A 23,272-nucleotide genomic window follows, 5' to 3' on the forward strand; every position below is an offset into this window, starting at 1 on the left:
CTTGGCCGGCGCACCCGCACCCGACGTACAGCTGGTCTCCGGCGGCCGCGCGGTGATCAATGATGCGGCGCTGACGGCCCGAACGGCCACGGTCTTCAAGGCCGCATTCGGCGAGCGCGCCGTGCTGGCGCCTGGACCGGGCTCGGCCAGCGAGGACCATTCGGAGTTTATCATGGCCGGCGTGCCGTCGCTTTTCTTCAGCATCGGCGGCCATGATCCCGCGCTGGCCGCTGCCGCACGCGCCCGGGGCGAGGCCTTGCCCGCCAATCATCACCCCGGTTTCGCGCCGACGCCGGAGCCCACGATCCGCACCGGCGTCACGGCCATGACCCTGGCTGTGCTGAATGTGATGGCGCCGTAACTCGTTGGCCTTCAGGCCGCCTCGCGAACCTGAACAGTCAGAACGAGGTTCAGAGCCTCAAGGACCTTGAGCACCGTACTCAGCGTTGGATTTCCATCCTGGCTAAAGGCCGCATAGAGCCCTTGCCGGTTCAACCCGGTCTGCTTTGCCAGATCGGTGATGCCATGCTGACGCGCGACAATACCCACCGCCTCGGCGATATGCCCGGCATCGCCGCTGGCCATGGCCTCAGTCAGCAGATGCGCCTGGGCGGCAGGTGTGCGGAAGTATCTGTCCGGCTCAAAGACAGTCGTTTCGATGCTCATGATCCAATCTCACAACTGCTGCGCCATTGCTTTGGCGCGTAGAATGTCTCTGGCCTGTGTACGCTTGGTCCCGCCGACCAGCAGGATCACCACCTGCCGACCTCTCAAGGTAAAATAAGCGCGGTATCCGGCCCCGTAGTGAATCCTCAGTTCGCTGACCTTGTCTCCGATGGACGCGTGGTCGCCGAACAGCCCCCGCCGCATGCGCAAAAGCCGCTCTGCAACGGCTGCCGCCGCTACATCGTCAGCGATGCCATCGAGCCAGTCGCGGAAAGTCGCCGAAAGCCGAACCTCAAACAGTTCGTCGTTTTTATCCGACATGACCCGCCATTGTCAAGATTTCACAGAAATTGGTCACCAAAAAATGTTCACTATATGTTCCGCTCCCGAGATCTGCAAGCGCTCGCTGCGGCAGGTGACTCGCCCTATATTGCCCCCATGTCTGAACCTGCCGCGCCCCTGACCGGGGCCGCCCTGATCAAGGACTATGTCACTCGCCTGCCGGACCGGCCGGGGGTCTACCGGATGATGGGCGATGACGGTGAGGTTCTCTATGTGGGCAAGGCGCGCTCGCTGAAGAAGCGGGTGATCCAGTACGCCCAGGGCCGTTTCCACACCCAGCGGATCGCCCTGATGGTCGACCTGACCCGGTCGATGGAGTTCATCACCACCCGCACCGAGACCGACGCCCTGTTGCTCGAGATCAACCTGATCAAGCAGCTGAAGCCGCGCTTCAACGTGCTGCTGCGCGACGACAAGTCCTTCCCCGAGATCGTCATCCGCCGCGAGCACCCGGCCGCCCAGCTGCGCAAGCACCGCGGCGCCCACACCATCAAGGGCGACTACTTCGGCCCCTTCGCCAGCGCTCACTCGGTTACGCGAACGCTCAACACCCTGCAGAAGGCGTTCCTGCTGCGCTCCTGTTCGGACAGCATCTACGACAGCCGTACCCGGCCGTGCATGCTGCACCAGATCAAGCGCTGCGCCGCGCCGTGCACCGGCCTGATCAGCCTTGAGGACTATGCCGGTCTGGTGGATCAGGCCGAGGCGTTTCTGCGCGGCAAGAGCCGCGCGGTGATGACCCAGCTTTCCGACGCCATGCAGGCCGCCTCCGACGACCTGGAGTTCGAGACCGCCGCGCGCCTGCGCGACCGCATCCGCGCCCTGGCCTCGGTCGCCCAGGAGACCCAGATCAATCCGGAAACCCTCGAGGAAGCCGACGTCTTCGCGCTGCATACCGAGGGCGGCCAGGCCTGCGTGCAGGTGTTCTTCTTCCGCGCCGGGCAGAACTGGGGCAACCGCGCCTACTTCCCCCGCGTCGACAGGAGCGACGAGGACGCCGACATCATGGCCGCCTTCCTGGGCCAGTTCTATGACGACAAGCCGATCCCGAAACTGGTGCTGGTCAGCCTGATCCCCGCCGAGACCGTCCTGCTGGCTGAGGCCTTTACCCAGAAATCCGGCCGCAAGGTCGAGATCGCCCGCCCCCAGCGCGGCGAGAAGCGCCAGTTGGTGGATGACGCGCTGACCAACGCCCGTGAGGCGCTTGGGCGCAAGATGGCGGAGGGATCGGCCCAGACCAAACTGCTGGTGGGCGTGGCCGAAGCCTTTGGCCTCGACAGTCCGCCCGAGCGGATCGAGGTCTACGACAACAGCCACATCATGGGTACGAACGCCGTGGGCGGCATGATTGTGGCTGGCCCAGAGGGCTTCCAGAAGAGCCAGTATCGAAAGTTCAACATCAAAGGAACCGACATCACCCCCGGCGATGACTTCGGCATGATGAAGGAGGTGCTGCGCCGCCGCTTCGCCCGCCTGGCCAAGGACGAGGAGGAGGGCGCGGAGGTGGCGCGCCCCGACCTGGTGCTGATTGACGGCGGCATGGGCCAGATCGCAGTCGTTATGGAGGTGATGGCCGACCTGGGCGTCGACGATGTGGCCGTGGTGGGCGTCGCCAAGGGCCCCGACCGCGACGCGGGGCTGGAACGCTTCTTCATCCCCGGCAAGCCCTACTTCATGCTCGAGCCGAAATCGCCGGTGCTCTACTACCTCCAGCGCCTGCGCGACGAGGCTCACCGCTTCGCCATCGGCACGCACCGGGCCAAGCGCTCGGCGGAGATGAAGAAGAACCCCCTGGACGAAATCGATGGCGTCGGGCCGGGGCGGAAGCGGGCGTTGCTGCACGCGTTCGGGTCTGCGCGCGGGGTCAGCCGGGCGAGCGTGGAGGATCTGCTGAAGGTGGACGGGGTGTCGGGGCCACTGGCGGAGCGGGTTTATGCGTATTTCCGGAAGGGTTAGAGTGTTTCCGAGAGGCCTAGGGGGCAACAGATGAGTTGGCTGGCTGACTGGCGGCTGAAGCACGTAGCGCGGAGATATGCTCAACGTCTTCCGGCGAGACTATCCGCCAACTGGGGAAGTTCAAAAACCTACACCAAGGGACAGATTGATACGGCCATTCTCGAGGCTCGCCTCGATCCAAATTCGAGCTACGTCGCCTATGCGATCTATCTCCCGCCAGAAGAGCTAGCCGCCCTACAGCATCATTTTTCTCGCCACTCGATTCATGCGGTTCAGGCCGCCTTCGAGCGGGAGCGACCTCGATCTGCCGGTTCGCAGAGCGGCGACTATTACGAGAGCGGCCTTGCGCCTTGAAGGTCATGTGGTCTCACGCACCCCCTATCGCCCACAACGACGGGCCGCCGATTTCGCAGAGATGATCGAGGTGTAGAGGGCTGCCCAAGTCCCGGACCCCCTCGGACGAGGGGGTCGCGATAGGCCCGGCCTTCTCCCTTTGCGGGAGAAGGTGGCCGGCGGAGCCGGTCGGATGAGGGGTTTTGCTCCGCGCGCCACTGTGGCCGATGGCGCGGCCCCCGAAGCGGCAAGGCTGGCGCGACCCCTCATCCGTCAGCTGCGCTGACACCTTCTCCCGCAAGGGGAGAAGGCACGTGGCCCCCCGCTGTCACGCCGCCGTGACAGTTTTCACCTAGGTCGAAGGCGCCCATGGAGCCGCTCCCGCCATGCCCGTCACCCTGTTCGACCTCACCGTGCCCCGGTTCCAGCGGGCGCTGGGGGTCATCGTCCATCTGCTGGACCGGGCGGAGGCGCACTTTCGCGCTGAGGGGCGGAACGTCTCGGACCTGGCCGGGCTGCGGCTTGCGCCCGACATGAACCCCTTCTTCGTCCAGATCGCCTCGGCCATCGACAACGCCGTCGGCGCGGCGGCGCGGCTGCGCGGGCTGCCGCATGCGGCGGTGACGGGGTTGGCCACGCTGGCGGAGGTCCGCGCCGCCCTGGCCCGGGCGCTGGCCGAACTGGATGCCCTGACGCCGGGCGATTTCGAGGGGGCTGAGGATCGCGAGATCGTCCTGCCCAGCCCCAAGGGCGCGCGGCATTTCCCGGCGCTGGACTATGTGCTGAACCTCGCCCTGCCGAACGTGCAGTTCCACACGACGATCGTCTATGCCCTGTTGCGCGCCGAGGGACTCGACATCGGCAAGCGGGACTTCCTGGGCGAACTGCCGCCGCGGCGACCCTCCCGGCCAGGCTGAGCCTGCCGCCTGGCGATTGCCATGCCGCCGAACGCCAATACACTCTGCCGTCAATCAATGATGGGGAGGCGCGGACATTGGCGAAGATCGAGGGTTTGACGCAACCGGCCATGGCCGTTCGCAAGCCCTCGGGCGCGGTGAAGATATTCTACAGCCTTGGCCAGATGGCCCAGGGCGGCGGGTTCGACACCGCTGTCGGGTTCATCTTCTTCTACTATTCCGCCGTGCTGGGACTATCGGGCGCACTGGTGGGCGCGGCGCTGGCCATTGGCCTGGCCTTCGACGGGGGGGTCGATCCCCTGGTAGGGTCATGGTCCGACAATCTGAAGTCACGGCTTGGGCGGCGTCTGCCCTTCATGATCGGGTCGATCCCGCTGGTCGCCCTCTCGCTCGGTCTGCTGTTCTCGCCCCCGTCCGGGCTGTCCCAGTGGGGGCTGTTCGCCTGGCTCACGGTGTTGGCGGTGGCCACCCGCACCTTCGCCTCGGTGTTCAACGTGCCCTATCTGGCGCTGGCCGCCGAGATGACCACGGACTCCGCCGAGCGCACCAGTCTGGTGGTCTATCGCAGCGTCGCCGGGATCACCGCGGGCCTCATCTGCACCGCTTTGGGTTATGTGGTGTTCTTCGCCGACGGGGGCCTGCAGCGGCCGGAGGGCTATCCCGGCTATGGCTGGTCGGTGGCCGTGTTGCTGGCGGTGGCCATGAGCCTTTGCTGCCTGGGAGTCTGGCGATACGCCGCCAGCCTGCCGCAGCCCGAACCGGCGACCGGAGGCCTTGTCACACGCCTCCCCGGCGAGGTGGTCGAGATCTTCCGAAATCGCTCGTTCAGGGTGCTGTTCCTCTCGGCCGTGATCATGTTCTCGGCCATGGGTCTGAACGCCACCTTGAACAGCCATGCGTTTGTCTTCGTCTGGCGGATGCGGACCGAAACCATCCAGTTCATCGGCTACGCCTACATGGCCGGCCTGTTGCTGGGCGTGGGTTTTGCGCCGCTGCTCCAGAAGGTGATGGAGAAGAAGACGCTGATCGTGCTCGGCATCTCGCTGCTGATGGCCAACTGGCTGGTGTTGCAGGGGCTGCGGGTGATGGGCCTCTGGGCCCCGGTGGGCGATGACGCGATCTTGCCCATGATGAGCAACAGCTTCGTCGCCGGAATCGGCACGGGTCTCGCCATGGTCGCCTATCCCGCCATGATGGCCGATGCGGCGGATGAGCACGAACTGCTCTTTGGTCGCCGGCGCGAGGGGCTCTACTTCGCCGGCCTCGGCTTCGCCAACAAGGCCGCCTCCGGGATTGGCGTGATGCTGGCCGGCATTGCGCTGGACCTGGTTCGCTTCCCCAAGGATGTGGGCCAGCAGGTGGGCGTAATCCTGCCGGAAGACGTCCAGGTCCGGCTGGTGATGATCTGGGGGCCGGCCGCCGCCGTTGTCTGTACGATCTCGCTGGTGATCCTGATGGCCTACGGCATCAGCCGTACGAGGCACGCCGAGATCGCCCTGGCGCTGCAGAAGGTGCGGGGGTAGGGGGCAGACTTCCTGCTGCCCCTGCCGTCGCTAAGCCGCTAAGCTTGCGCAACACAATCCAGAGTCCAGGCGTTTGCCCAGTATGAAATCGCTGCCCAACATCCTCACCGGATCGCGTCTGGTCATGGCGCTGTTCATGTTCGTCGCACTGGCCGCGTCTTCCGGCTCGGTGCCCTATTTCGCCGATCGGTTGGAGCCGCAGACCCAGTTCGCCCTGCAGCGATGGGCGGTCTATGCTTTTGTGGTCGCTGCCCTTACGGATTTCGTCGACGGCTGGCTGGCCCGGAAGTTTGACGCCGAGACCGTCTGGGGCGCGATCCTCGACCCCATCGGCGACAAGGTGCTGGTGTGCGGCGCGATCCTGGGTCTGCTGTCCCTGGGTCCCCAGCCGTGGGTGGTGCTGCCGGCAGGCCTGATCCTGTTCCGTGAATTCACGGTCAGCGCGTTGCGCGAGGTCGGCGCCGGCAGGGGGGTGAAACTGCCCGTCACCCTGCTGGCCAAGTGGAAAACGACGCTCCAGCTCACGGCGTTGACGATGGAACTGATCGTCGCGGCCTGGGGCGCCTTCAGCCTGCCCGACGGCACGCCGCTGCGAGACGGTTTCGAGGTGGCCGCGCACAGCCTCTTCTGGCTGGCCGCTCTGGTCACCCTGATCACTGGTGCCCAGTACTGGGAACAGACACGCAAGGCGCTGGCGGGGTAGGCAGTCAGCCCGCTTCCGGTAACGGAATGAACTCCGCGTCGTCGGCGTCCGGCAGCTTCATTCGCCCGGCCCGCCAGTCGGCCTTGGCCTGTTCGATCCGGTCCTTTGATGAGGACACGAAGTTCCATTCCAGAAAACGCGGCCCCACCGGCTCGCCGCCCAGCAGCATGACGGTGGCCGGCGTCACTGCGGTGAAGAGGACTGGCTGGCCTGGCGAAAACACCGCCATCTGGCCGGGGTGGATTGTGCGGCCCTCGGCCTCGACCGTCCCGTCGACCACATAGGCGGCGCGCTCGGGATACTCGGCCGGCAGTTCGGCCTGTGCGCCGGCAGCGAGGCGCCAGTGACAATAGAACATCGGCGAGTGGGTCTTCACCCGCGATTCGGCACCCCACCCCTTGCCGGCGATCAGCCGCGCCCACAGTCCATCGGCCTCATAGGTGGGCAGGTCTGCCGGTCCATGATTGGCAAAGGCGGGTGCAATCTCTTCCTGCCCATCCGGCAGCGCCACCCAGGCCTGGATGCCGTGCAGGGTTCCGCCCTGGGCCCGGTGGGTCTCGAACCGTTCGGAGTGGGTGATGCCCGAGCCTGCGGTCATCCAGTTGACCTCGCCCGGGTGGATCGGCTGGAGGGCGCCCACACTGTCGCGGTGGGTGATCTCGCCTTCGAACAGATAGGTGACGGTGGAGATGCCGATGTGTGGATGCGGCCGCACGTCCACCTCGCGCCCGAAGCCGGGCTGGAAGGCGGCGGGACCCATGTGATCGAAGAACACAAAGGGACCCACCATCCGTCGTTTTGCAAACGGAAGCACACGGCCAACCTCGAACCCGCCGAGGTCCTTGCGGCGCTGGTCGATGATGAGGTCGATCATCTACTTCTTGGAGGACGCCGTCCCAAGGTACCTGCCGGTGGTGTCACGCCGAGGGCCTTCACTCAACGCCGACCGAGGGGCCTGACTCAACGCCGACGCACCCCTTGGCGGGTTCTTCGGACCATCGGCCTTGGGTGAATACCCATCCCGTAGAACTTGGATATAGGTATTGGAGGACTTTCGCTTTTCCATTGCCGCTAATCCTGCTTCACCGGATCGTCCCAGAAGAACTCCAACCAGATATAGTCGTTCCGATGGAAGATCGCACCCTTGGAATTGGCGATGGGCTGAGCAAAATGACCCTCTGGGTCAATCTCCCATAATTCTTCGAGATAGAAGTCGCCGGAGTGAGGATGCGCGGAGGCAAATGACTCACCGCCAAAGTATCCGCCAATCCTGCCGCCATCAGCCAGATGCACGATCACCCAGCAGGGTTCATTCGTACTGAAGTAGGCGTCGAATGCCGTTTTCTGCTCGCCAAGAAGCCAGCCGCCGCGCAGCCCATAGCGTTGCAGCAGGCGGAATGCGAGGGGCCAAATCAACGGCCCTGCGATGCAGGCCAACAACCCGTTTCCAATGATGGCCGGCCAGTAGGGGCTGCGCTCTATTAGGTACTGGCTGTTCAGGTAGATCGGCCAAGCAAAAACGAAAGCATTGAGAAGTGAGAAGCCGACCACATCGATCAGGGCTTCCGTTGCGGTGGTCGCGCGTCGGTCAAGGAACCGGTGCAGCTTTAATGACAGAAAGCCCGGCAGAAACAGGACAATCAACGCCCAGAACTGGACCGGGGTTAGCGTCGCGATTTTGCTGAGGTCTCCCATCGGCCGGCCTACCCCTGCGAACTCACATAGGCGCTGACAAGTCCCAACGGCGCGGCGGTGGTGTTCTTGACCGAGCGGATCACGATCCGGCTCTCGATGTTCGAGACCAGCCCCAGGCTCAGGATCTTGTCGCGGAGTAAGTTGTCGAAGGCGTGCATGTCGCGGGTGACGATGCGCAGCTCATAGTCGCAGGCGCCGGTGACCGTGGCGCACTGGACCACCTCGGCCAGCTTGGTGATGGCGGTTTCGAAGGCGTCGAGATTATCTCTGGTGGGCAGGCTTAGCTTGACGGTGCAATAGACCTCGAAACTCAGGCCCAGCTTGTCGCGGTCGAGGATGGTCACCCGGCGCTGGATGACGCCCGCATCCTCCAGGCGCTTGATCCGTCGCCAGCAGGGGCTGGAGGACAACCCCACCCGTTCGGCGATCTCGGCCACCGACAGTCCGGCGTCATGCTGGATCAGATCCAGAATCTTGGCATCGACGGCGTCAAGAACCTCGGGCAATTTTTCCTCCTGCCGGGTGTAAGAAAGCGTGGGGTTCTTGCCCCGCAAGCGGCGCGCCGGGGCATACTTTTAGCAAGCAATTGCAGCAAGCTTACAGGATCATGCACGCAGCGGGGAGAGGCCCGAAAGGAAAAAAATTGCGATGCGGCACCAGGATGTGACGCTCGACGACAAGTTTCTGCTCACGGACGGTCGGGTGTTCATCACCGGCGTCCAGACGCTGCTGCGCGTTCTGATCGATCAGCACCGGCTGGATCAGGCCGCAGGGCTCAATACGGCGGGCTTTGTCAGCGGCTATCGCGGTTCGCCCCTCGGCGGGCTTGATCAGCAGGCCGCACGCGCCGCGAAACACCTGAAGGCCGCCGAGGTGGTTTTCAGGGAGGGTCTCAACGAGGACCTCGCCGCCACCGCCGTCTGGGGCAGCCAGCAGGCCAACCTGTTCCCGGGCGCCCTGTTCGATGGTGTCTATGGCATGTGGTACGGCAAGGCGCCGGGCGTGGACCGCACGGGCGATGCGTTCAAGCACGCCAACTTCGCCGGTGTCTTCCCCCGTGGCGGCGTGCTGGCCGTGGCCGGGGATGACCATACCTGCAAGTCCTCGACCCTGCCGTCGCAATCGGAGTTCGCGTTCCAGGACTTCGAGATGCCGGTGCTGTCGCCGGCCGATGTGCAGGAGGTGCTGGATTACGGCCTGATGGGCATCGCCATGTCGCGCTTCTCCGGCCTCTGGGTGGGCATGATCGCGCTCGCCGACACCATGGATTCCGGGGCGACCATCGATGTGTCGCTGTCGCGGCATCAGATCGTCATCCCTGAGGGCTTCCGCATGCCGCTGGGCGGCCTCGGCATCCGGCTGAAGGATCAGCCGCTGGACAAGGAGCGTCGCCTCCGCTCCCAGAAACTGCCCGCCGCCCTGGCGTTCGCCCGCGCCAACCGGATCGACCGGGTGGTGCTGGGCTCCAGCCGCCCGCGCCTGGGCATTGTCTGCCAGGGCCAGGCCTACAAGGACGTGATCGAGGCCCTGGCGGCCATGCGGATCAGTCCGGAGGAGGCCGCCGACCTCGGGGTCGCCATCTACAAGGTCGGCATGCCCTGGCCGCTGGAGCCTATGGGATTGCGCGGGTTTGCGGCCGGCCTCGAGACGCTGATGGTGATCGAACACAAGCGCGCCCTGATCGAGACCCAGGCGCGTGCAGCGCTCTACGACCTTCCGGCCCATGCGCGGCCCACGATCATTGGCAAGACCGACGAGACGGGCGCGCCGCTGCTCTCCGAGCTCAATGCGCTGTCGGTGGCGGAGATCGCGCTGGCCATCGCCGACCGACTGCCGCCCGGCCCGCATATGGACCGGGTCTATGACTATCTGAGCCGGGTGTCGGCCGCCTCCATGGCGGCGGTCACGCTGTCCAGCGACCAGCAGCGCAAGCCCTTCTTCTGCTCGGGCTGCCCACATAACACCTCAACCCGGCTGCCGGAGGGCTCGCGCGCCCTGGCGGGCATCGGCTGTCACTACATGGCCAGCTTCAACGATCCGTCCACCGACCTGAACAGCCACATGGGCGGCGAGGGTCTGAGCTGGGTCGGTGCTTCGCCCTTCACCACCGAGAAGCACGTCTTCGTCAATCTGGGCGACGGGACCTACAATCACTCCGGGTCGCTGGCGGTCCGCGCGGCGATCGCGTCCGGCGCGAACATGACCTACAAGCTGCTGTTCAACGACGCAGTGGCCATGACCGGCGGCCAGGCGGCCGAGAGCGGCTTCACCGTCCCCCAGATCACGCGTCAACTGGCGGCAGAGGGCGTTCGCAAGGTGGTGATCGTGGCCGCTGAGCCCGAACGCTACCAGACCGTCACCGACCTGGCGCCCGGGGTAGAGGTCAAGCCGCGCCGCGAGCTGATGGCGGTGCAGCGCAGCCTGCGCGAGGTGCCGGGCGTTACGGTGCTGATCTACGATCAGGTCTGCGCCACCGAGAAACGCCGCCGCCGCAAACGCGGAACCATGGCGGCTGCCCCGTTGCGGGTGATGATCAATCCGCTGGTCTGCGAGGGCTGCGGCGATTGTTCGAAGGCGTCAAACTGCGTGTCGGTCGAACCGCTGGACACCGAGTTCGGCCGCAAGCGCCGGATCAATCCGTCGACGTGCAATCAGGACTACACCTGCCTCGATGGCTTCTGCCCGTCGTTCATCACCCTGGAGGGCGCCGAGAATCCGCACCATGAGACGAAACCCGCCCTGACGGCGGACGCGACCCCGCTGCCGGAGTTCCACCCTCAAAACGGCGTGCAAAACATCGTCTTCACCGGCGTCGGCGGCACGGGCGTGACCACCGTGGCCTCGATCCTGGCCATGGCGGCCCACGTGGACGGGCGCGCCGCGTCATCGGTGGACATGACCGGCCTGGCGCAGAAGGGCGGGGCGGTGTTCAGCCATGTCCGCATCGGTGAGACCGAGACCAGCGTCATCGGCGGGCGCGTGCCGGCCGCCAGCGCCCACGTGCTGATCGCCTGCGACGTGCTGTCGGCGGCGGGGCCGGACGCGCTCAGCCTCTATGCCAGGGACCGCACGGTGGCTGTCGGCAACGCCGACTTCGCGCCCACGGCCGATTTCGTAGCGGACCGGGATGTTCGCTTCGATGCCGACGAGCAGGGACGCCGGATCGCCGCCGCCACGAAATCGTACGCATCCGCACCGGCCAGCGCGCTGGCCGTGAACCACATGGGCGACGCCATCTACGCCAACATGATCATGCTGGGCTTCGCCTGGCAGAAGGGCGTGATCCCGGTTTCCAGCCGCGCGCTCTATCGGGCGATCAAGCTGAACGGTGTGGAAGCCGAGCTGAACCTCCAGGCCTTCGAACTGGGTCGCAAGGTGGCGGCGGATCCGGGCTTGGCCGCGCCGGCAAAGGCGGCGGCGCCGACGCCGGAGATGATGCCGCTGGATCAGCTGATCGCCTCGCGGGGCGAGGAGCTGACCGCCTATCAGAACCGGGCCTACGCCACCCGGTATCTGAAACGCATCGAGGCGATCGCCGCCGCCGAGCGGGCCGTGGGCGACACCGATGACCTGACCCGCGCCGCCGCCGTCAGCCTCTACAAGCTGATGGCCTACAAGGACGAATACGAGGTGGCCCGCCTCTACACCGATGGTCGTTTCGCGAAGTACCGCGCCGAGACCTGGACCGGCGGCAAGGCCAAGGTGTGGTTGGCCCCGCCGCTGATCGCGAAAAAGGGCTCCGACGGCAGACCGCAGAAGATCGCCTTCCCGGGCTGGATGCTGGACGCGGTGTTCCCGGTGCTGGCCCGGCTGAAGGGCCTGCGCGGCTCGGTCCTGGACTTGTTCGGCTACACTGAAGAGCGGGCGATGGAGCGGGGATTGATCGCGGCGTTCGAGGCGGACCTGGACCGGATCGTGGCGGGCCTGACGCGGGAGCGCCTTGAGACGGCCGTCAAGCTGGCTCAGGTTCCGCAGGCCATTCGCGGGTATGGACACGTGAAAGAGGCGTCGGTGGGGCCGGCGAAGGCTGAGGCGGCGCGCCTGTGGGGTGTGTGGGAGGCGGCCATGACTTGAATGGCCATCCCCTGAGGTTGGCGCCTTCCCTGGTCGACACGGTCAGCCTACCTCGACGCTGATGACCCCATCGGCCCGTTCGACCACTCGAATTCCCGCCGACGGATCTACCTCGCCAAGATCTACATCCTCCGTTGGCGCGATCACCCAGGTCTGCCGGCCTGCCACCGCCAGCACCAGCTTGCCGGTTCCCCAGGTCTTTGCCGCATAGGCCTTGAGCGCGCTGTACATCGGCTCGCGGCGCCAGGCGCGGGCGTTGGACGGGTCGCAGCGAGCGATCAGGCGGGCGCCATCCGGGTCCTGGTCCAGGACCACCTTCGTCAGGTCCGGACGGAAGCGGCGCGGCATCTCCGGGTCCATCAGCCACACGCACTCGAAGCTGCGGCAACTGGCCGGGCGATCGGCGTAGATGCCGCAGCCGGCCGCCGGGCTGCGATGCGCGCACATCACGCCCATGGGCTTGGCCAGTTCGTCGACCGCAAAGATCTTGCAGCAGAGACCGCAGGGGCCGCAGGATTTGGTGCGCGGGGTCATTCGGCCCTGAGCGCCGCCTCCAGCGCCGCATAGTCGGCGAAGCCGGTGACGGGCGTGACCAGTTCGCGCCAGCGCGCGTCGAGCCTGGCGAGGATGTCGGGGGTGAGTTCGGCCTTGTGGCCGCCGACGCCGCCCTGGCGAACCTTGGCGCTATCGCTGCCGGGCGGCAGGTTGCAGCGCAGCTCTGACATCTGGCGGTTCATGGCGTCGTCGAAGCGGTCCTTGTAGGTCAGCATGTAGCCGATGGAAGACCGCTCGAGGGTCAGCGCCAGCAGGTCATCGTCCAGCGGGATGTCACAGAAGGCGGCCACCTTGCGGATGCTGGCTTCGGGCTCGGCGATCATCTGCTCGTAGGACAGCACCAGCACGGCTGGGTCGTGGCGGACACGCCACCAGCTGAGCAGATGGCCCCAGTAGGAACGGCCTGCCTCACGTTCGATCCAGTTACTGGCGAAGTCGGCCATCGACACAGCGCCCGGTTCGATGAACCAGCCCTCCATAAAGCGGAAGTTCGAGACCAGCGCGTCGCGCGGGTCGCGGAAGCTGACGATGCCCCTGGCGCCGGGGGGAATGGCATCATAGCCCAGATGGCTCTTGAAGCCGCGGGGCTCGGCGCGCTGCGGCGCCTCGATGTCGAGGTCGCAGGCGGCGGCCATCTCGATCCAGGGGACGACGCGGGAGATATCGTCGAAGTCCATGTCGCCGCGGGTGCGCAGGGTGTGGAAGATCTGCTGCAGCCAGGTGGTGCCACACTTGGCGAAGGGCGAGATGACCACGTCGGTCGGCCGCGGCCGCCAGGACGCGATCGAGGCGCCAATCTCGGCGGGGACAAAGAACCTGCCGGCTATCTCGTTGAACTCGGCGATGCTGCGCGCGCGGCGCCGATCGGTCGTGGTCATGAAGTCCCCCCGGTTGTCCGGGTCAGCTTAAGGGGTCTAGCGCGCGACGCCCACCCAGATGATGTGGCGCGCACCCTTGCCGGAGGGGCTGGCCCGGACCTGGACCTCTTCCACCGCGAACCCGGCGCGGCGCATGCGCCCGGCGAAGGGCTGGTCGGGACCTGCAGACCAGACGGCCAGCACGCCGCCGTGCTTCACGGCCTTGCGCATGACGGCCAGGCCGCTGACGGAATAGAGGCTGTCGTTGGCGTCGCGGTTCAGGCCGTCGGGGCCGTTGTCGGTGTCCATCAGGATGGCGTCATAGGGCGGATTGGCGTCGGCCAGCAGCTGGGCGACATCGGCATGACGCAGGATGACGCGCTTGTCCCCCAGCGCGCCGTTATAGAGATGGGCCAGCGGCCCCTTGGCCCAGGCGATCACCTGCGGCACCAGTTCGGCGACGGTGATGCTCGCGTCCTTCGGCAGGTCGGCCAGCGCCGCGCGCAGGGTGAAGCCCATGCCCAGACCGCCGATCAGCATACGGGGCGCCTTGCGATCCTGGATCTTGGCCCATGCCAGATTGGCCAGGGCGATTTCCGAGCCGGAGAGGCGGCTGTTCATCAGCTCGATCGTGCCGGACATGATCGAGAAATCCTGCCCCCGCTGCATGAGCTTCAACTCCCCGCCGCCGGGGATTTGCGCAGTGTCGAGGTGGATCCAGGGGTTCATAGCGGTGTCTTAGCGGGAAGGGGGCAGAGCCGATAGGACGCTTGCATCTGGCTGCCCGAGGCCGCAGCTTCTGGCGAAACGCTGGAGGAGACGCCCATGGATCACGACTGGCCCACCATTGTCGCCGATCTGGAGCAGTTGCTGAAACTGCGCTCGATCCCCTTCGGCATGAAGATGTTCACCGACCGGGCCGAGATGGAGGCGATCCCGCGGATCCGTCGGCCGCAGCACGTACACACCCTGGATCAGGTGGTGGGCCAGGCGTCGCGGCTGGGCTGGACGGTGGGAATAACCGCCGATGATCTGGTCGGCGCCCAGTGTCGCGCTGTGGTGGGGTTGGGTAACGCCAAGACGCCGGAGTGGCAGTCAGGCAAGCATATGACCGGGGTCTGGTTCGACACGGTTGAGGACGCGACCGCGCACCAGTCGGCCATGCACTGCGTTCCGGACGGGCAGTACGACGCGCTGGCGGTGGGGCCGCTGGCCTCGGGAAAGCTGAAGGACCCGGACATCGCCCTGTTCTACGCCACGCCCGGCGCCATGATGTATTTCATCAACGGGCTGCAGTGGTCTGGGTACAAGAAGTTCGACTGGGGCGTGGTGGGCGAGAGCGCCTGCGCCGACAGCTGGGGCCGGGCGCTGACCACGCGGACGCCCAGCCTTTCGATCCCCTGCTTCGCTGAGCGCCGCTATGGCGGGGTGCTGGACGACGAGATGCTGATGGCCACGCCGCCGGAGCACCTGTTGAAGGCGATCACCGGCATGCGGGCGCTGTCTAAGAACGGCTTCCGCTATCCCTTCCCGCAGTACGGCGTGCAGCAGGACGTGCGGGCCGGGATGGCGGTGAGCTACACGCCCTGACGGTCAGGCGCCCGGCTTGTCGGCGGTGACGGCCGCGCGCATTTGCGCCGTTCCCATGCTGGGCGCCCCGTCGGCGCGTCCCAACGCGAACTCCGGCGGCACGATCTCGGGGCCTTCGCCCGCGGGCAGGGGCGGTGTGTAGTAGCCCAGGGCGTAGGATCCCATGGCGTAGCCGATCAGGCCCTGGAGTTCGGGATCAAGGGTGCGCGCGATCTCGGGCGGACAGGAGAGGTACTGGTTCTCCTCCTGTCGCAGCCAGCCCAGGGTGTAGGTGATGTTGAGGCCCCAGCGGTCCTCGTCGCTGACGTTGGCCCCGCCGCTGTGGAAGACGGTGCCGGTATAGATCAGCACAGAGCCGCGCTGCATCACGGCGCGGCCGATCTCGGCGGGTTCGGCGACCCGCTTGTCCGGCCAGTCGATGGACCCCGGAACCACCTGGGTCGCGCCATTGGCCTCGGTAAAGTCAGTGAGCGCCCAGATGGTGTTGAGCTGCGGCTCGATCCCCTTGAGGTAGCGACCCCAGGCCCAGCGGTCGCGGTGGATCGGCTGGGCCGGCTCGCCGGGCATGATGCGGATCAGCTGGGTCAGATGCAGCTGGTAGCGCTCGCAGTTGGGCAGCAGCACCTTGTCGCAGATGGCTCGGATACGGGTGTCCAGCACGGCGGCGCGGGCCGTCTTCGACCGCGCTACGAGGGCGCCGGTGCGCGTGGTTTTGCGGCCGGTGAAGCCGTCGCGGCCAGGGCTGGTGGCCTCCACATAGGGGCGAAGCTCCTCGCGGAACGCGTCAGCCTCTTCGGGGCTGATCACATTGTCGAGGATCAGGGCGCCGTCGCGGTCCAGCACCGCCATGATGTCTTCGATGGGCGCATCGGCGGGGAGGTGGGTCAGGCTGGGCATGGCGGGGTCTCCGGACCGATGTGGTTTCAGGACAGGTTCGCGTCGTCGAGCGGACGCAGGAGAGGTTTCAGCAGGGTGGCGAGGGTTTCGCGCTGGCGTGACGCGGGCCAGTGTTCAGGCTCCAGCGTCGCGCGGGCGCCGACGCCGTCCACCGCGGCGACGACAGCGTCGGCCAGACGGTTGGCCTGTTCGGGCGAAAGTCCCGCCAGATCGCTGAAACTCTCGGCCAGCTGACCGACGATCCGGACGTAGTAGGCGCGGTGCCTGGCGCGTAGGCGCTCATTGCCCATCGCCCCGCCCCAGAACGCCAGCCAGACCCGCCATTCGGTGCGGGATGCCTCATCGAGCGGCAGGATGTCGCAGGCCATCTCGAACACGGCCTCGCCCGACGGCATGTCTGACGGCAGGGATGTCTGTTGCTCCAGGATCCTCCGGACCATTTCGTCCAGAGCGGCCAAAAGCACCTCGTCCTTGCCGTCGAAATAGTGGGTCACGGCCCCGGTGGTGACGCCGGCTGACCGCGCGACATCGCGAAGCCGTGCATTCTCCAGGCCGCCATCGCCAATCACCCGGATCGCGGCTTCGGCGATGGAAAGTCTCTGGGCTTCGACGTCGACCTGTTTTGGCATAACTGTGATTATGTAAAAGCGGTTCATATTGTCAACCCTTGGATCGACCCGACGCCGCCCTCCGTCAGATGTCGCTCAAGGCTCGACAGGCGAAAGCCATGCGGATTGCACCCACCGAGTCCGGGACCGGCGCGGCCCAGGGGGTGGGGATGAAACCGGGGGCCTGCCAGGACTTCCCGGTCAGCGCGGGCCTGGCGTGGAATGTCTCCTCGACGACGCGGGAGAGGTGTTTGCGGCAATCGTATTCGCCAAGGCTGCGGACGGAGCGGAAGTTGAACCCGTCGCGCTGGAGTGTCCGGCCAGCATCATAGGCCGTCCAGACCCGGCGCAGGCCGGTGTCGGCCGGCGTCGCGGCGCGCATGTAGACGTTGGTGTCATCGCTGGCCGTCACCAGGGTCCAGCCGGATTTCTCCAGCGCGGTCGCGCCGGGCATCGACAGGGAGGGCGCGAAACCCGCCAGTCCGACCGCGGCGCTGATCGCCAGCAGCGTCAGACCCAATTGTCGCATGTTCGTCCTCGGATCCTGCATCGCACCATTACGCCCGACGTCAGCGTCTCTCGTCCAGCGGAAAGCGCGGACTGGTGCGGGGTAACGAAAAAGGGGCCCGCAGGCCCCTGAAAGTTCGCGACGACGGCGGTTCGCTCAGGCGACAAGGCCGACCGTCGCGAAACCGACTACGAGACCGGCCATCGCGAGCGTCAGCAGGGCGGGAGAGTTCCTGCGGATCTGACGGGCGATGGCGGCGAGAGACATGGTGCGACTTTCGGTTTTCGGCAGAACCCCATGGGGAGCGGGGCCCTCCGTCTGGACAACAATCGTTTAGCATCGCAGCCGGTTCCGGATGAATCAGCGATTTCACCGGACGGCTCTGCACTTTCGACAGGTAGGGCTTCGCCGGAGTCGGCGCCAGTTACGGATTGGACATCCTGCGCGGTGGTCTACTCGGCCTTCGCGGCCGCCCGCGCGGCGTTCAGGAATGCGGTCCGCAAGGCGCTTATCTCCCGATCGGTCGCCCTGGGCCAGGCGGCGTTGGTGACGATCACGATCCGGTCGTCGCGGAAGGTGGTGATCGATTGTCCGAAGATGCCGACGGCCTCGTAGCTGCCGTTGGGTCGCATCCACCAGAAGTAGCCGTAGCCACTGGGAATGCCGTTGGTGATCTGGGTGGTGGTGGCGGCTGCCGTCCAGTTTGCCGGCAGCACCTGGACCCCTTTGGCCTTGCCGCCGTCCAGGATGAATTGCCCCACCCGGCCGTAATCGCGCAGCGTCATCGACATGCAGCAGCCGCCCCGTTCGCGCCCGGCGGGGTCGACCATCCAGATGGCGTCCTGGCCCATGCCATAGGGCTTCCAGATTTTTTCAGAGGCGTAGTCCGACAGGCTCTTGCCCACGGCGTTTGAGACCAGGATCCCCACCAGATCGGTCTCGCCGGTGTTGTAGTTGAACATGGTCCCCGGCGGGTGGACCCGCGGAAGGCGGCTCATGTAGCGCACCAGGGGATTGACTCCGGGTTCCACCTTCATGGTGGTGGACTGGGCCACGTCTGATTTCGGATCCGTATAGTCCTCGTTCCAGGCGACGCCGGAACTCATCATCAGCAACTGGCGCACGGTGACGCCGTCATAGCCGGAGCCTTTCAGTTCGGGGATGTAGTCGGTGACCGGGGCTTCGAGGCTGCGGATCTTGCCGTCCTGGATCGCCGCGCCCACGAGCGTCGAGGTGACCGACTTGGCGACGGAGAAGGATGTCCAGCGGTCGCGGGGCTTCCGGCCCATGCCGTACCGCTCCATCAGCACCTTGCCGTCCTTGAGGATCAGCACGCCGGAGACGTTGTTGGCCTTCATGAAGGTGTCGGTCGTCCAGGTCTTGCTGCCGTGGTTGAAGGTGACGTCTATCTGCCGCTTCGCCATCGGCAGTGGATGGACACGATCCCCGCGCTTGATGGTGTTGACCTTGTAGACGGTTTCGATTGAGCGGTAGCCGTCGCTCTGTTGCGCGGGCGTCCAGACGAGGATCGAGGGTGTGTCCGGCTTCAGGGCGACCTGGGCGAGTACGGGCGAGCCCGTCATAGCGATCGCGAGGCTCAGGGCCAGGTTGGACTTGCGCATTGGGCTTCTCCCGGGTTCGGCCTCTGATCCGGGCCTGTCCTGACCCGATATGCCCTCGCAGCAAGCGGCAATCAACGATGACAAAAATTCATCGCGACTATTTCGATGTTTAATCTGCGGAAGCCTTGCGGCTACCGCTTGCGACCCCATCTCCCAGTAGCGGACCGGGCCCCTCTGGCGATCTTTCCTCCCCCGGAAGATCGTGATGTCGGACCGCTAGAGAGTGCGCTCGGTGGCCATTCGGCTCTCCCCCAGCCCGGCCCCGAGCGCCCTCTCCGCTTACAGAGGTGCTTTCAATGTCAGGATCTATTTTCGAACGTTTGTGGCTAGCGTTGCTACGCCCTGATGCGATCACGAAGGATCGCTATGGCGTCGTCAGTGTCAGGGAGGTTCTGGGCCCCGCGCGCCGGAACGACCCGTGGTCCAACCACAGTGCACCGATCCCGGTGCGCGCCCGCCGGAGAGGCAACCGTTGAGCTTCGCCGGCCAAGCGCCCGTCAACTCGTCGGGAACTGCCGGTGGTGCGGGCTGGAATCCCCTGGATACTCTGCAGCTGGACGCGTTGGTTTCTGCCTGCGCGCTGGTCGCCTACGCGGACGGCTGGGTTACGGTCGAGGAACGCAAGAGCGCCAGCGCCCGTATGCAGCGTGTGGACGCGACCACCGTGTTCGGCGTCGAGCGATGTCTGATGGCGTTTGATGTTTTGATCCGGCAGTTCGAGCAGGACTCGATTGCCGCCACCGAACGCGCCGAGGCGGCGATCCTCAAGCTGGCCGGCAAGCCGGAACTCGGCCGTCTGGTCGTGGAATCCGCCTGCCGGGTGGCCGTCGCCGACGGCGGCCTGGACCGGGCGGAGCGCGAGGCGATCCTCGATGTATGCCAGCTCCTGAACCTTGACCCGGCGCCATTCGGCGTCATTGCACCTGATGGGAGACGATAATGCGTATCGGATCCACACCCTATCTCCCGCCATTCCGGGCGCTGGACGTCCAGGTGGCGACACTTGAACGCCTGCAGGCGGCCGGGTTCGCCAGTTCGCCGACGAATGTCCCGGTGAAACCGGTCAGCGCCGCGCCGGGCGAGACGCATCTGCGACGTGTCTCGGCGCATACCCTCGACATCCGGGTCTGAGGCCTTCGGTCAGGTCTGGGGCAGGACGGCCGCCCGTTCGGCCAGCAGGGCGCGTTCCAGGCCACGTTCACCGGCCAGACCTGCGGCGGCGATCAGCGTCAGGTCGATGATGTCGCGCTGGGCGTGGCTGCCGCCAAACCGCGCCGCGCGATTGCGCACGGTCCGCAGGCGTTCGACGGCGGCGCCGTAGCGGCCCTGCCCAAAGGCCTGGACGGCTTCTGCAATCGGCAGTCCAATCTCCCGGGTGATCCCGGCGTTCTCCCCCGTCCCGGCGGCGACGGCGCGCAGGGTGGCGACGGTGGTCTCGGCTTCGGCATCGCGACCAGCGCCCACCAGCGCCAGCATCGCGTGGACGTCATCGAAGGCGTACTGGCCGCGCGGATGGAGGGCGTAGTTGTCGGCCACCCGGGCCCACCGGTCGCCGACCTCAACGCCAAGCAGCTTGAGCCGCCAGAGCAGAGCCGAGGCGTCGACCATGTCGAACGCCATGGTGGAGCCTTCGCCATAGATCGGGCCGTCGTACAGGCGCAGCACCTCGTCGGTCTCGCCCAGACCCAGATGAAACAGGGCAAGGTGCCACCAGTTGTGGATGGCGAAGAAGCTTTCCGGAGTCCAGGCGGGCGCATTATCCCGCATCCATGTGACCCCCTCGGCGCGGCGGTCCTGCATCTCCAGCACGTGGGCGACCGCATGTTGCGCCCAGCCGTTGCGGGGCTGCAGTTCAATCGCGCGACGGCCGGACGCCTCGGCGCGGGCGTATTGACCGGTTTCCTCCAGCCCGAAGGCGTGCAGACCCAGAATGGCGTGATGATCCGGCATGCCCTCTGACCAGGCGGGCAGGGCGCGGGCGATCCGGTCGCGCAGCATGCGATTGTCGCCGGTCAGGAAGTCCATCTGCTGGCCCGCCTGCAGCGCCAGCACATCGCGGGGAAAGGCGATGGCCACATCCTCAAGGATGCGCCCCGCGGCTTGAAACTCGCCCGCGGCGATGGCCTGGATCGCCGCCACGTGGCCGGCTTCGCGGGCCGTAGCGGCCAGGCCGTCGGTCGCGGCCACGGCGCCAAGGCCCATGGCGCGAACCTTCGGGTCAGAGCCGACCAGCGTCATATAGGCCTTGAGCACATGGGCCATGACGAAATCCGGACTATCGGCCAGGGCCGAGCGCAACAGCGGAAAGGGCTCGCCGGAATAGCAATGGTAGGCGCCCAGCGCCTCGCAATAGAGCTCCGCCGCCCTGGCGCTGGCGCCGGAAAGGGCTAGTCCCTGCCGATCCGTTGGTTGCATGTCATCGTCCTTCAAGCGCGTTGCTCGCCGTTTGTAACACCGGATTGGCGACTTCGCGCGGGTTCCCAAAGCCGGTCTTCCGCGATAGGCGAACGTCATGGTCGAGTTCGATTTTGATGTTGTGGTGGTGGGCGCGGGCGCTGTGGGTTTGGCCTGCGGCTATGCCCTTGGACAGCGTGGCCTGACAGTCGCGGTGCTTGAGAAGGACGCCGCCATTGGCCAGGGCGTCTCCTCGCGAAACTCCGAGGTCGTGCATGGCGGGCTCTACTATCCGACGGGATCGCTGAAGGCGCGGCTCTGCGTGGAGGGGCGTCGCCGGCTCTATGCGTTCTGCGACAGACATCACGTGGAATATGACCGTTGCGGCAAGCTGGTGGTGGCCGAAAGTGAGGCCGATCTGGCGCGCCTCGAAATCATCATGGCCCAGGCGCAGACCAATGACGTCGAGGGCATGGCGGTGCTCACCAAGGCTCAGGCGCTTGCGCTGGAGCCCGAGCTGGCTTGCGTCGGCGCGCTGATCTCGCCCGAAAGCGGGGTGTTCGAGAGCCATGCCTATATGCTGGCCCTGGAAGGCGAGATCGAGGCGACGGGCGGGGCGGTGGTGCTGTCGACGCCATTCGAAGGCGCGACGCCGCTGGAGGGCGGGGGCTTTGAGGTGCGCGCGGGCGGCGCTGAGCCCACGGTGCTGACCTGCCGCTATCTGGTCACCGCGCCCGGGCTGTCGGCGCAAGGTGTGGCGGCAACGATCGAGGGGTTCCCGGCCGCCATCATCCCCAAGCTCCACTTCGGCAAGGGCATCTACTTCCGGCTCTCGGGCAAGGCGCCCTTTGCCCGGCTGATCTATCCGCCGCCGATCCCGGGCGCGCTGGGCACCCACTACCGCCGCGACATGGGCGGGCAGGGGGTTTTCGGCCCCGACCTGAGTTTTGTTGAGACGCTCGACTACTCGGTCGATCCCGGCGCAGCGCCGGCCTTCTATGCCTATATCCGCAAGTTCTGGCCGGGCCTGCCCGACGGTGCCCTCAGCCCGGATTACGCCGGCATCCGCCCCAAGATCCACGGGCCGGGCGAGACCCAGCCAGACTTCCGCCTGGATGGCGCGGATGTGCATGGGCTGCCGGGGCTGGTCGCCCTGTTCGGGATCGAGAGCCCGGGCCTGACGTCGTCGCTGGCGATCGGCGAAGAGGTGGCGGTGAGGCTGGGGCTGTAAACGGACTGCAGGTTTCAAGACCGCGTGCGAGGGAATTTGCCAAATGTACCATGGAGTGGTACATCAGCTCCTGACTGGAGCCTTGGATGATCATCAGCTTCCGGGATGAGAGTCTGCGCGCCTACTTTGTCGATGACGTTCGAACCAGGACGGTGCCGGCAGATTTGGCGGCGCGCGTGTTTCGGAAACTGCAGATGCTGGACGATGCGACGACCGATCAGGATTTGCGCTCGCCGCCCAGCAATCAATTCGAGAAGTTGCGGGGTCCATTGGCCGGGTTTCATTCGATCCGCGTGAACCAGCAATGGCGACTGATTTTTCGGTGGGATGGCGCGCGCGGCGAAGCGCATGGCGTCTATCTCGATGACCATAGCTACAGGTGAGTCCGTCCATGTTGATGACCAAAGCCCAGCCCGCGTCTGTCGCCGAGATCCTGGTGGAGGAATTTATGGCGCCGCTAGGTTTGACCCAGGCCGCGCTGGCGGACGCCATGGGCGTGCCACGCAAGCACGTGAATGAGTTGTGCAACGGTCGGCGCAGCATCACTGTGCCCACGGCGCTGATCCTGGCCCGGGTGTTCGGCTCCAGCGCGGATTTCTGGCTCAACCTGCAGCGGCGCAACGATCTCTGGGCGGCGATGCATAGCCCGCGTGAGCTGCAGCGGATCGCGCGGGCGAGGCCGCTGGGCGTGGCGGCGTAGGTTGATCGCGGAATCTATTTTTCCCGTTGGCTTGCTGACTGCGCCGCCATGGCAAACACCCGTTTGAAACCGCTTCCGTCCGCGCCATAGTCACTCCCAAA

25 protein-coding genes and 1 pseudogene are annotated in these 23,272 nt (G+C 66.0%); 13 read left to right on the plus strand and 13 right to left on the minus strand.

Annotated elements, in window-relative coordinates:
• Positions 1-361: pseudogene (locus ACIQ42_RS03905) on the plus strand (amidohydrolase); the annotation flags it as partial.
• Positions 362-372: 11 nt separating this feature from the next.
• Here the strand turns inward: ACIQ42_RS03905 and ACIQ42_RS03910 are convergent.
• Both ACIQ42_RS03910 and ACIQ42_RS03915 read right to left on the minus strand, forming a co-directional pair.
• Positions 373-666 carry an addiction module antidote protein gene (locus ACIQ42_RS03910; protein WP_397420906.1) on the minus strand — a complete coding sequence of 98 codons (294 nt, stop codon included), beginning with the start codon at positions 664-666 and terminating at the stop codon, positions 373-375.
• 9 nt (positions 667-675) lie between these two features.
• The gene (locus ACIQ42_RS03915) at positions 676-987 is read right to left on the minus strand and encodes a type II toxin-antitoxin system RelE/ParE family toxin (protein WP_397420907.1); all 312 of its coding nucleotides are present in this window, start codon (positions 985-987) and stop codon (positions 676-678) included.
• Positions 988-1,041: 54 nt separating this feature from the next.
• On the opposite strand from ACIQ42_RS03915, the gene uvrC reads away from it, so the two are divergent.
• The 5 genes from uvrC (at position 1,042) to pgsA (ending at position 6,440) form a co-directional block, all read left to right on the plus strand.
• Entirely contained in the window at positions 1,042-2,964 is a 1,923-nt protein-coding gene (gene uvrC, locus ACIQ42_RS03920; protein ID WP_397420908.1) for an excinuclease ABC subunit UvrC, read from the plus strand.
• Between the two features lie 30 nt (positions 2,965-2,994).
• A complete protein-coding gene (locus ACIQ42_RS03925) occupies positions 2,995-3,318 on the plus strand; it encodes a DUF6559 family protein (RefSeq protein WP_397420909.1) in 324 nt (107 codons plus the stop codon).
• Positions 3,319-3,683: 365 nt separating this feature from the next.
• Positions 3,684-4,214, plus strand: coding sequence for a DUF1993 family protein (locus tag ACIQ42_RS03930; RefSeq protein WP_397420910.1), 531 nt, complete (start codon positions 3,684-3,686; stop codon positions 4,212-4,214).
• 77 nt (positions 4,215-4,291) lie between these two features.
• Positions 4,292-5,737 (plus strand): MFS transporter, encoded by a 1,446-nt coding sequence (locus ACIQ42_RS03935; RefSeq protein WP_397420911.1) that lies wholly within the window; start codon positions 4,292-4,294, stop codon positions 5,735-5,737.
• Positions 5,738-5,819: 82 nt separating this feature from the next.
• Positions 5,820-6,440 (plus strand): CDP-diacylglycerol--glycerol-3-phosphate 3-phosphatidyltransferase, encoded by a 621-nt coding sequence (pgsA, locus tag ACIQ42_RS03940; RefSeq protein WP_397420912.1) that lies wholly within the window; start codon positions 5,820-5,822, stop codon positions 6,438-6,440.
• 4 nt (positions 6,441-6,444) lie between these two features.
• Here the strand turns inward: pgsA and ACIQ42_RS03945 are convergent, their stop codons facing one another.
• The 3 genes from ACIQ42_RS03945 to ACIQ42_RS03955 all read right to left on the minus strand — a co-directional run bounded on the left by ACIQ42_RS03945 (position 6,445) and on the right by ACIQ42_RS03955 (position 8,641).
• The gene (locus ACIQ42_RS03945) at positions 6,445-7,314 is read right to left on the minus strand and encodes a pirin family protein (protein ID WP_397420913.1); all 870 of its coding nucleotides are present in this window, start codon (positions 7,312-7,314) and stop codon (positions 6,445-6,447) included.
• Between the two features lie 197 nt (positions 7,315-7,511).
• Complete coding sequence (locus ACIQ42_RS03950) at positions 7,512-8,135, minus strand: DUF6338 family protein (RefSeq protein ID WP_397403972.1); 624 nt, start codon at positions 8,133-8,135, stop codon at positions 7,512-7,514.
• 8 nt (positions 8,136-8,143) lie between these two features.
• Entirely contained in the window at positions 8,144-8,641 is a 498-nt protein-coding gene (locus ACIQ42_RS03955) for an Lrp/AsnC family transcriptional regulator (RefSeq protein ID WP_397420914.1), read from the minus strand.
• A gap of 142 nt (positions 8,642-8,783) precedes the next feature.
• On the opposite strand from ACIQ42_RS03955, the gene ACIQ42_RS03960 reads away from it, so the two are divergent.
• Positions 8,784-12,209: an indolepyruvate ferredoxin oxidoreductase family protein gene (locus ACIQ42_RS03960; RefSeq protein ID WP_397420915.1), complete on the plus strand. Its 3,426-nt coding sequence runs from the start codon at positions 8,784-8,786 to the stop codon at positions 12,207-12,209.
• A gap of 42 nt (positions 12,210-12,251) precedes the next feature.
• Here ACIQ42_RS03960 and ACIQ42_RS03965 read toward each other — a convergent pair whose 3' ends face one another.
• From ACIQ42_RS03965 to ACIQ42_RS03975, 3 genes are read right to left on the minus strand one after another with little or no spacing between them, the layout of a single operon-like run.
• Positions 12,252-12,743, minus strand: a complete 492-nt coding sequence (locus tag ACIQ42_RS03965) for a YkgJ family cysteine cluster protein (protein WP_397420916.1) — start codon at positions 12,741-12,743, stop codon at positions 12,252-12,254.
• A complete protein-coding gene (locus ACIQ42_RS03970) occupies positions 12,740-13,642 on the minus strand; it encodes a sulfotransferase domain-containing protein (RefSeq protein WP_397420917.1) in 903 nt (300 codons plus the stop codon). The genes ACIQ42_RS03965 and ACIQ42_RS03970 overlap by 4 nt, the downstream gene beginning before the upstream one ends.
• A 36-nt stretch (positions 13,643-13,678) precedes the next feature.
• Complete coding sequence (locus ACIQ42_RS03975) at positions 13,679-14,350, minus strand: spermidine synthase (protein WP_397420918.1); 672 nt, start codon at positions 14,348-14,350, stop codon at positions 13,679-13,681.
• 96 nt (positions 14,351-14,446) lie between these two features.
• Between ACIQ42_RS03975 and ACIQ42_RS03980 the strand changes: the two genes are divergently transcribed.
• On the plus strand, positions 14,447-15,211 hold the full coding sequence (locus ACIQ42_RS03980; RefSeq protein WP_397420919.1) for a DUF169 domain-containing protein: 765 nt from the start codon (positions 14,447-14,449) through the stop codon (positions 15,209-15,211).
• Positions 15,212-15,214: 3 nt separating this feature from the next.
• Here the strand turns inward: ACIQ42_RS03980 and ACIQ42_RS03985 are convergent, their stop codons facing one another.
• From ACIQ42_RS03985 to ACIQ42_RS04000, 4 genes are all read right to left on the minus strand, one after another.
• Positions 15,215-16,108, minus strand: coding sequence for a phytanoyl-CoA dioxygenase family protein (locus ACIQ42_RS03985; RefSeq protein ID WP_397420920.1), 894 nt, complete (start codon positions 16,106-16,108; stop codon positions 15,215-15,217).
• A gap of 26 nt (positions 16,109-16,134) precedes the next feature.
• Positions 16,135-16,737 (minus strand): TetR/AcrR family transcriptional regulator, encoded by a 603-nt coding sequence (locus ACIQ42_RS03990; RefSeq protein WP_397420921.1) that lies wholly within the window; start codon positions 16,735-16,737, stop codon positions 16,135-16,137.
• Positions 16,738-16,801: 64 nt separating this feature from the next.
• A complete protein-coding gene (locus tag ACIQ42_RS03995; RefSeq protein WP_397420922.1) occupies positions 16,802-17,245 on the minus strand; it encodes a surface-adhesin E family protein in 444 nt (147 codons plus the stop codon).
• Between the two features lie 431 nt (positions 17,246-17,676).
• Positions 17,677-18,846: a serine hydrolase domain-containing protein gene (locus ACIQ42_RS04000; RefSeq protein ID WP_397420923.1), complete on the minus strand. Its 1,170-nt coding sequence runs from the start codon at positions 18,844-18,846 to the stop codon at positions 17,677-17,679.
• Positions 18,847-19,318: 472 nt separating this feature from the next.
• Between ACIQ42_RS04000 and ACIQ42_RS04005 the strand changes: the two genes are divergently transcribed.
• Together ACIQ42_RS04005 and ACIQ42_RS04010 are read left to right on the plus strand one after the other, a co-directional pair.
• Complete coding sequence (locus ACIQ42_RS04005) at positions 19,319-19,786, plus strand: tellurite resistance TerB family protein (protein WP_397420924.1); 468 nt, start codon at positions 19,319-19,321, stop codon at positions 19,784-19,786.
• Positions 19,786-19,977 (plus strand): hypothetical protein, encoded by a 192-nt coding sequence (locus ACIQ42_RS04010; RefSeq protein ID WP_397420925.1) that lies wholly within the window; start codon positions 19,786-19,788, stop codon positions 19,975-19,977. The genes ACIQ42_RS04005 and ACIQ42_RS04010 overlap by 1 nt, the downstream gene beginning before the upstream one ends.
• 9 nt (positions 19,978-19,986) lie before the next feature.
• Here the strand turns inward: ACIQ42_RS04010 and ACIQ42_RS04015 are convergent, their stop codons facing one another.
• The gene (locus ACIQ42_RS04015; RefSeq protein WP_397420926.1) at positions 19,987-21,261 is read right to left on the minus strand and encodes a tetratricopeptide repeat protein; all 1,275 of its coding nucleotides are present in this window, start codon (positions 21,259-21,261) and stop codon (positions 19,987-19,989) included.
• Positions 21,262-21,358: 97 nt separating this feature from the next.
• Here ACIQ42_RS04015 and ACIQ42_RS04020 point away from each other — a divergent pair, with 97 nt between their 5' ends.
• From ACIQ42_RS04020 to ACIQ42_RS04030, 3 genes are all read left to right on the plus strand, one after another.
• Complete coding sequence (locus ACIQ42_RS04020; RefSeq protein ID WP_397420927.1) at positions 21,359-22,471, plus strand: NAD(P)/FAD-dependent oxidoreductase; 1,113 nt, start codon at positions 21,359-21,361, stop codon at positions 22,469-22,471.
• An 86-nt stretch (positions 22,472-22,557) separates the two neighbouring features.
• A complete protein-coding gene (locus ACIQ42_RS04025) occupies positions 22,558-22,854 on the plus strand; it encodes a type II toxin-antitoxin system RelE/ParE family toxin (protein WP_397420928.1) in 297 nt (98 codons plus the stop codon).
• Between the two features lie 8 nt (positions 22,855-22,862).
• Positions 22,863-23,171 (plus strand): HigA family addiction module antitoxin, encoded by a 309-nt coding sequence (locus ACIQ42_RS04030; protein ID WP_397403937.1) that lies wholly within the window; start codon positions 22,863-22,865, stop codon positions 23,169-23,171.
• Positions 23,172-23,272 lie beyond the last annotated feature (101 nt).

Origin of the sequence: Phenylobacterium sp. (assembly GCF_044372605.1) — a bacterium.
In the GTDB taxonomy this organism is placed as follows: Bacteria; Pseudomonadota; Alphaproteobacteria; order Caulobacterales; family Caulobacteraceae; genus Phenylobacterium.

Coding starts and splice junctions, on each gene's coding strand:
- ACIQ42_RS03910 (WP_397420906.1), bottom strand. CDS start 666: ATGAGCATCGAAACGACTGTCTTTGAGCCGGACAGATACTTCCGCACA.
- ACIQ42_RS03915 (WP_397420907.1), bottom strand. CDS start 987: ATGTCGGATAAAAACGACGAACTGTTTGAGGTTCGGCTTTCGGCGACT.
- uvrC (WP_397420908.1), top strand. CDS start 1,042: ATGTTCCGCTCCCGAGATCTGCAAGCGCTCGCTGCGGCAGGTGACTCG.
- ACIQ42_RS03925 (WP_397420909.1), top strand. CDS start 2,995: ATGAGTTGGCTGGCTGACTGGCGGCTGAAGCACGTAGCGCGGAGATAT.
- ACIQ42_RS03930 (WP_397420910.1), top strand. CDS start 3,684: ATGCCCGTCACCCTGTTCGACCTCACCGTGCCCCGGTTCCAGCGGGCG.
- pgsA (WP_397420912.1), top strand. CDS start 5,820: ATGAAATCGCTGCCCAACATCCTCACCGGATCGCGTCTGGTCATGGCG.
- ACIQ42_RS03945 (WP_397420913.1), bottom strand. CDS start 7,314: ATGATCGACCTCATCATCGACCAGCGCCGCAAGGACCTCGGCGGGTTC.
- ACIQ42_RS03950 (WP_397403972.1), bottom strand. CDS start 8,135: ATGGGAGACCTCAGCAAAATCGCGACGCTAACCCCGGTCCAGTTCTGG.
- ACIQ42_RS03960 (WP_397420915.1), top strand. CDS start 8,784: ATGCGGCACCAGGATGTGACGCTCGACGACAAGTTTCTGCTCACGGAC.
- ACIQ42_RS03965 (WP_397420916.1), bottom strand. CDS start 12,743: ATGACCCCGCGCACCAAATCCTGCGGCCCCTGCGGTCTCTGCTGCAAG.
- ACIQ42_RS03970 (WP_397420917.1), bottom strand. CDS start 13,642: ATGACCACGACCGATCGGCGCCGCGCGCGCAGCATCGCCGAGTTCAAC.
- ACIQ42_RS03975 (WP_397420918.1), bottom strand. CDS start 14,350: ATGAACCCCTGGATCCACCTCGACACTGCGCAAATCCCCGGCGGCGGG.
- ACIQ42_RS03980 (WP_397420919.1), top strand. CDS start 14,447: ATGGATCACGACTGGCCCACCATTGTCGCCGATCTGGAGCAGTTGCTG.
- ACIQ42_RS03985 (WP_397420920.1), bottom strand. CDS start 16,108: ATGCCCAGCCTGACCCACCTCCCCGCCGATGCGCCCATCGAAGACATC.
- ACIQ42_RS03990 (WP_397420921.1), bottom strand. CDS start 16,737: ATGCCAAAACAGGTCGACGTCGAAGCCCAGAGACTTTCCATCGCCGAA.
- ACIQ42_RS03995 (WP_397420922.1), bottom strand. CDS start 17,245: ATGCGACAATTGGGTCTGACGCTGCTGGCGATCAGCGCCGCGGTCGGA.
- ACIQ42_RS04000 (WP_397420923.1), bottom strand. CDS start 18,846: ATGCGCAAGTCCAACCTGGCCCTGAGCCTCGCGATCGCTATGACGGGC.
- ACIQ42_RS04010 (WP_397420925.1), top strand. CDS start 19,786: ATGCGTATCGGATCCACACCCTATCTCCCGCCATTCCGGGCGCTGGAC.
- ACIQ42_RS04015 (WP_397420926.1), bottom strand. CDS start 21,261: ATGCAACCAACGGATCGGCAGGGACTAGCCCTTTCCGGCGCCAGCGCC.
- ACIQ42_RS04020 (WP_397420927.1), top strand. CDS start 21,359: ATGGTCGAGTTCGATTTTGATGTTGTGGTGGTGGGCGCGGGCGCTGTG.
- ACIQ42_RS04025 (WP_397420928.1), top strand. CDS start 22,558: ATGATCATCAGCTTCCGGGATGAGAGTCTGCGCGCCTACTTTGTCGAT.
- ACIQ42_RS04030 (WP_397403937.1), top strand. CDS start 22,863: ATGTTGATGACCAAAGCCCAGCCCGCGTCTGTCGCCGAGATCCTGGTG.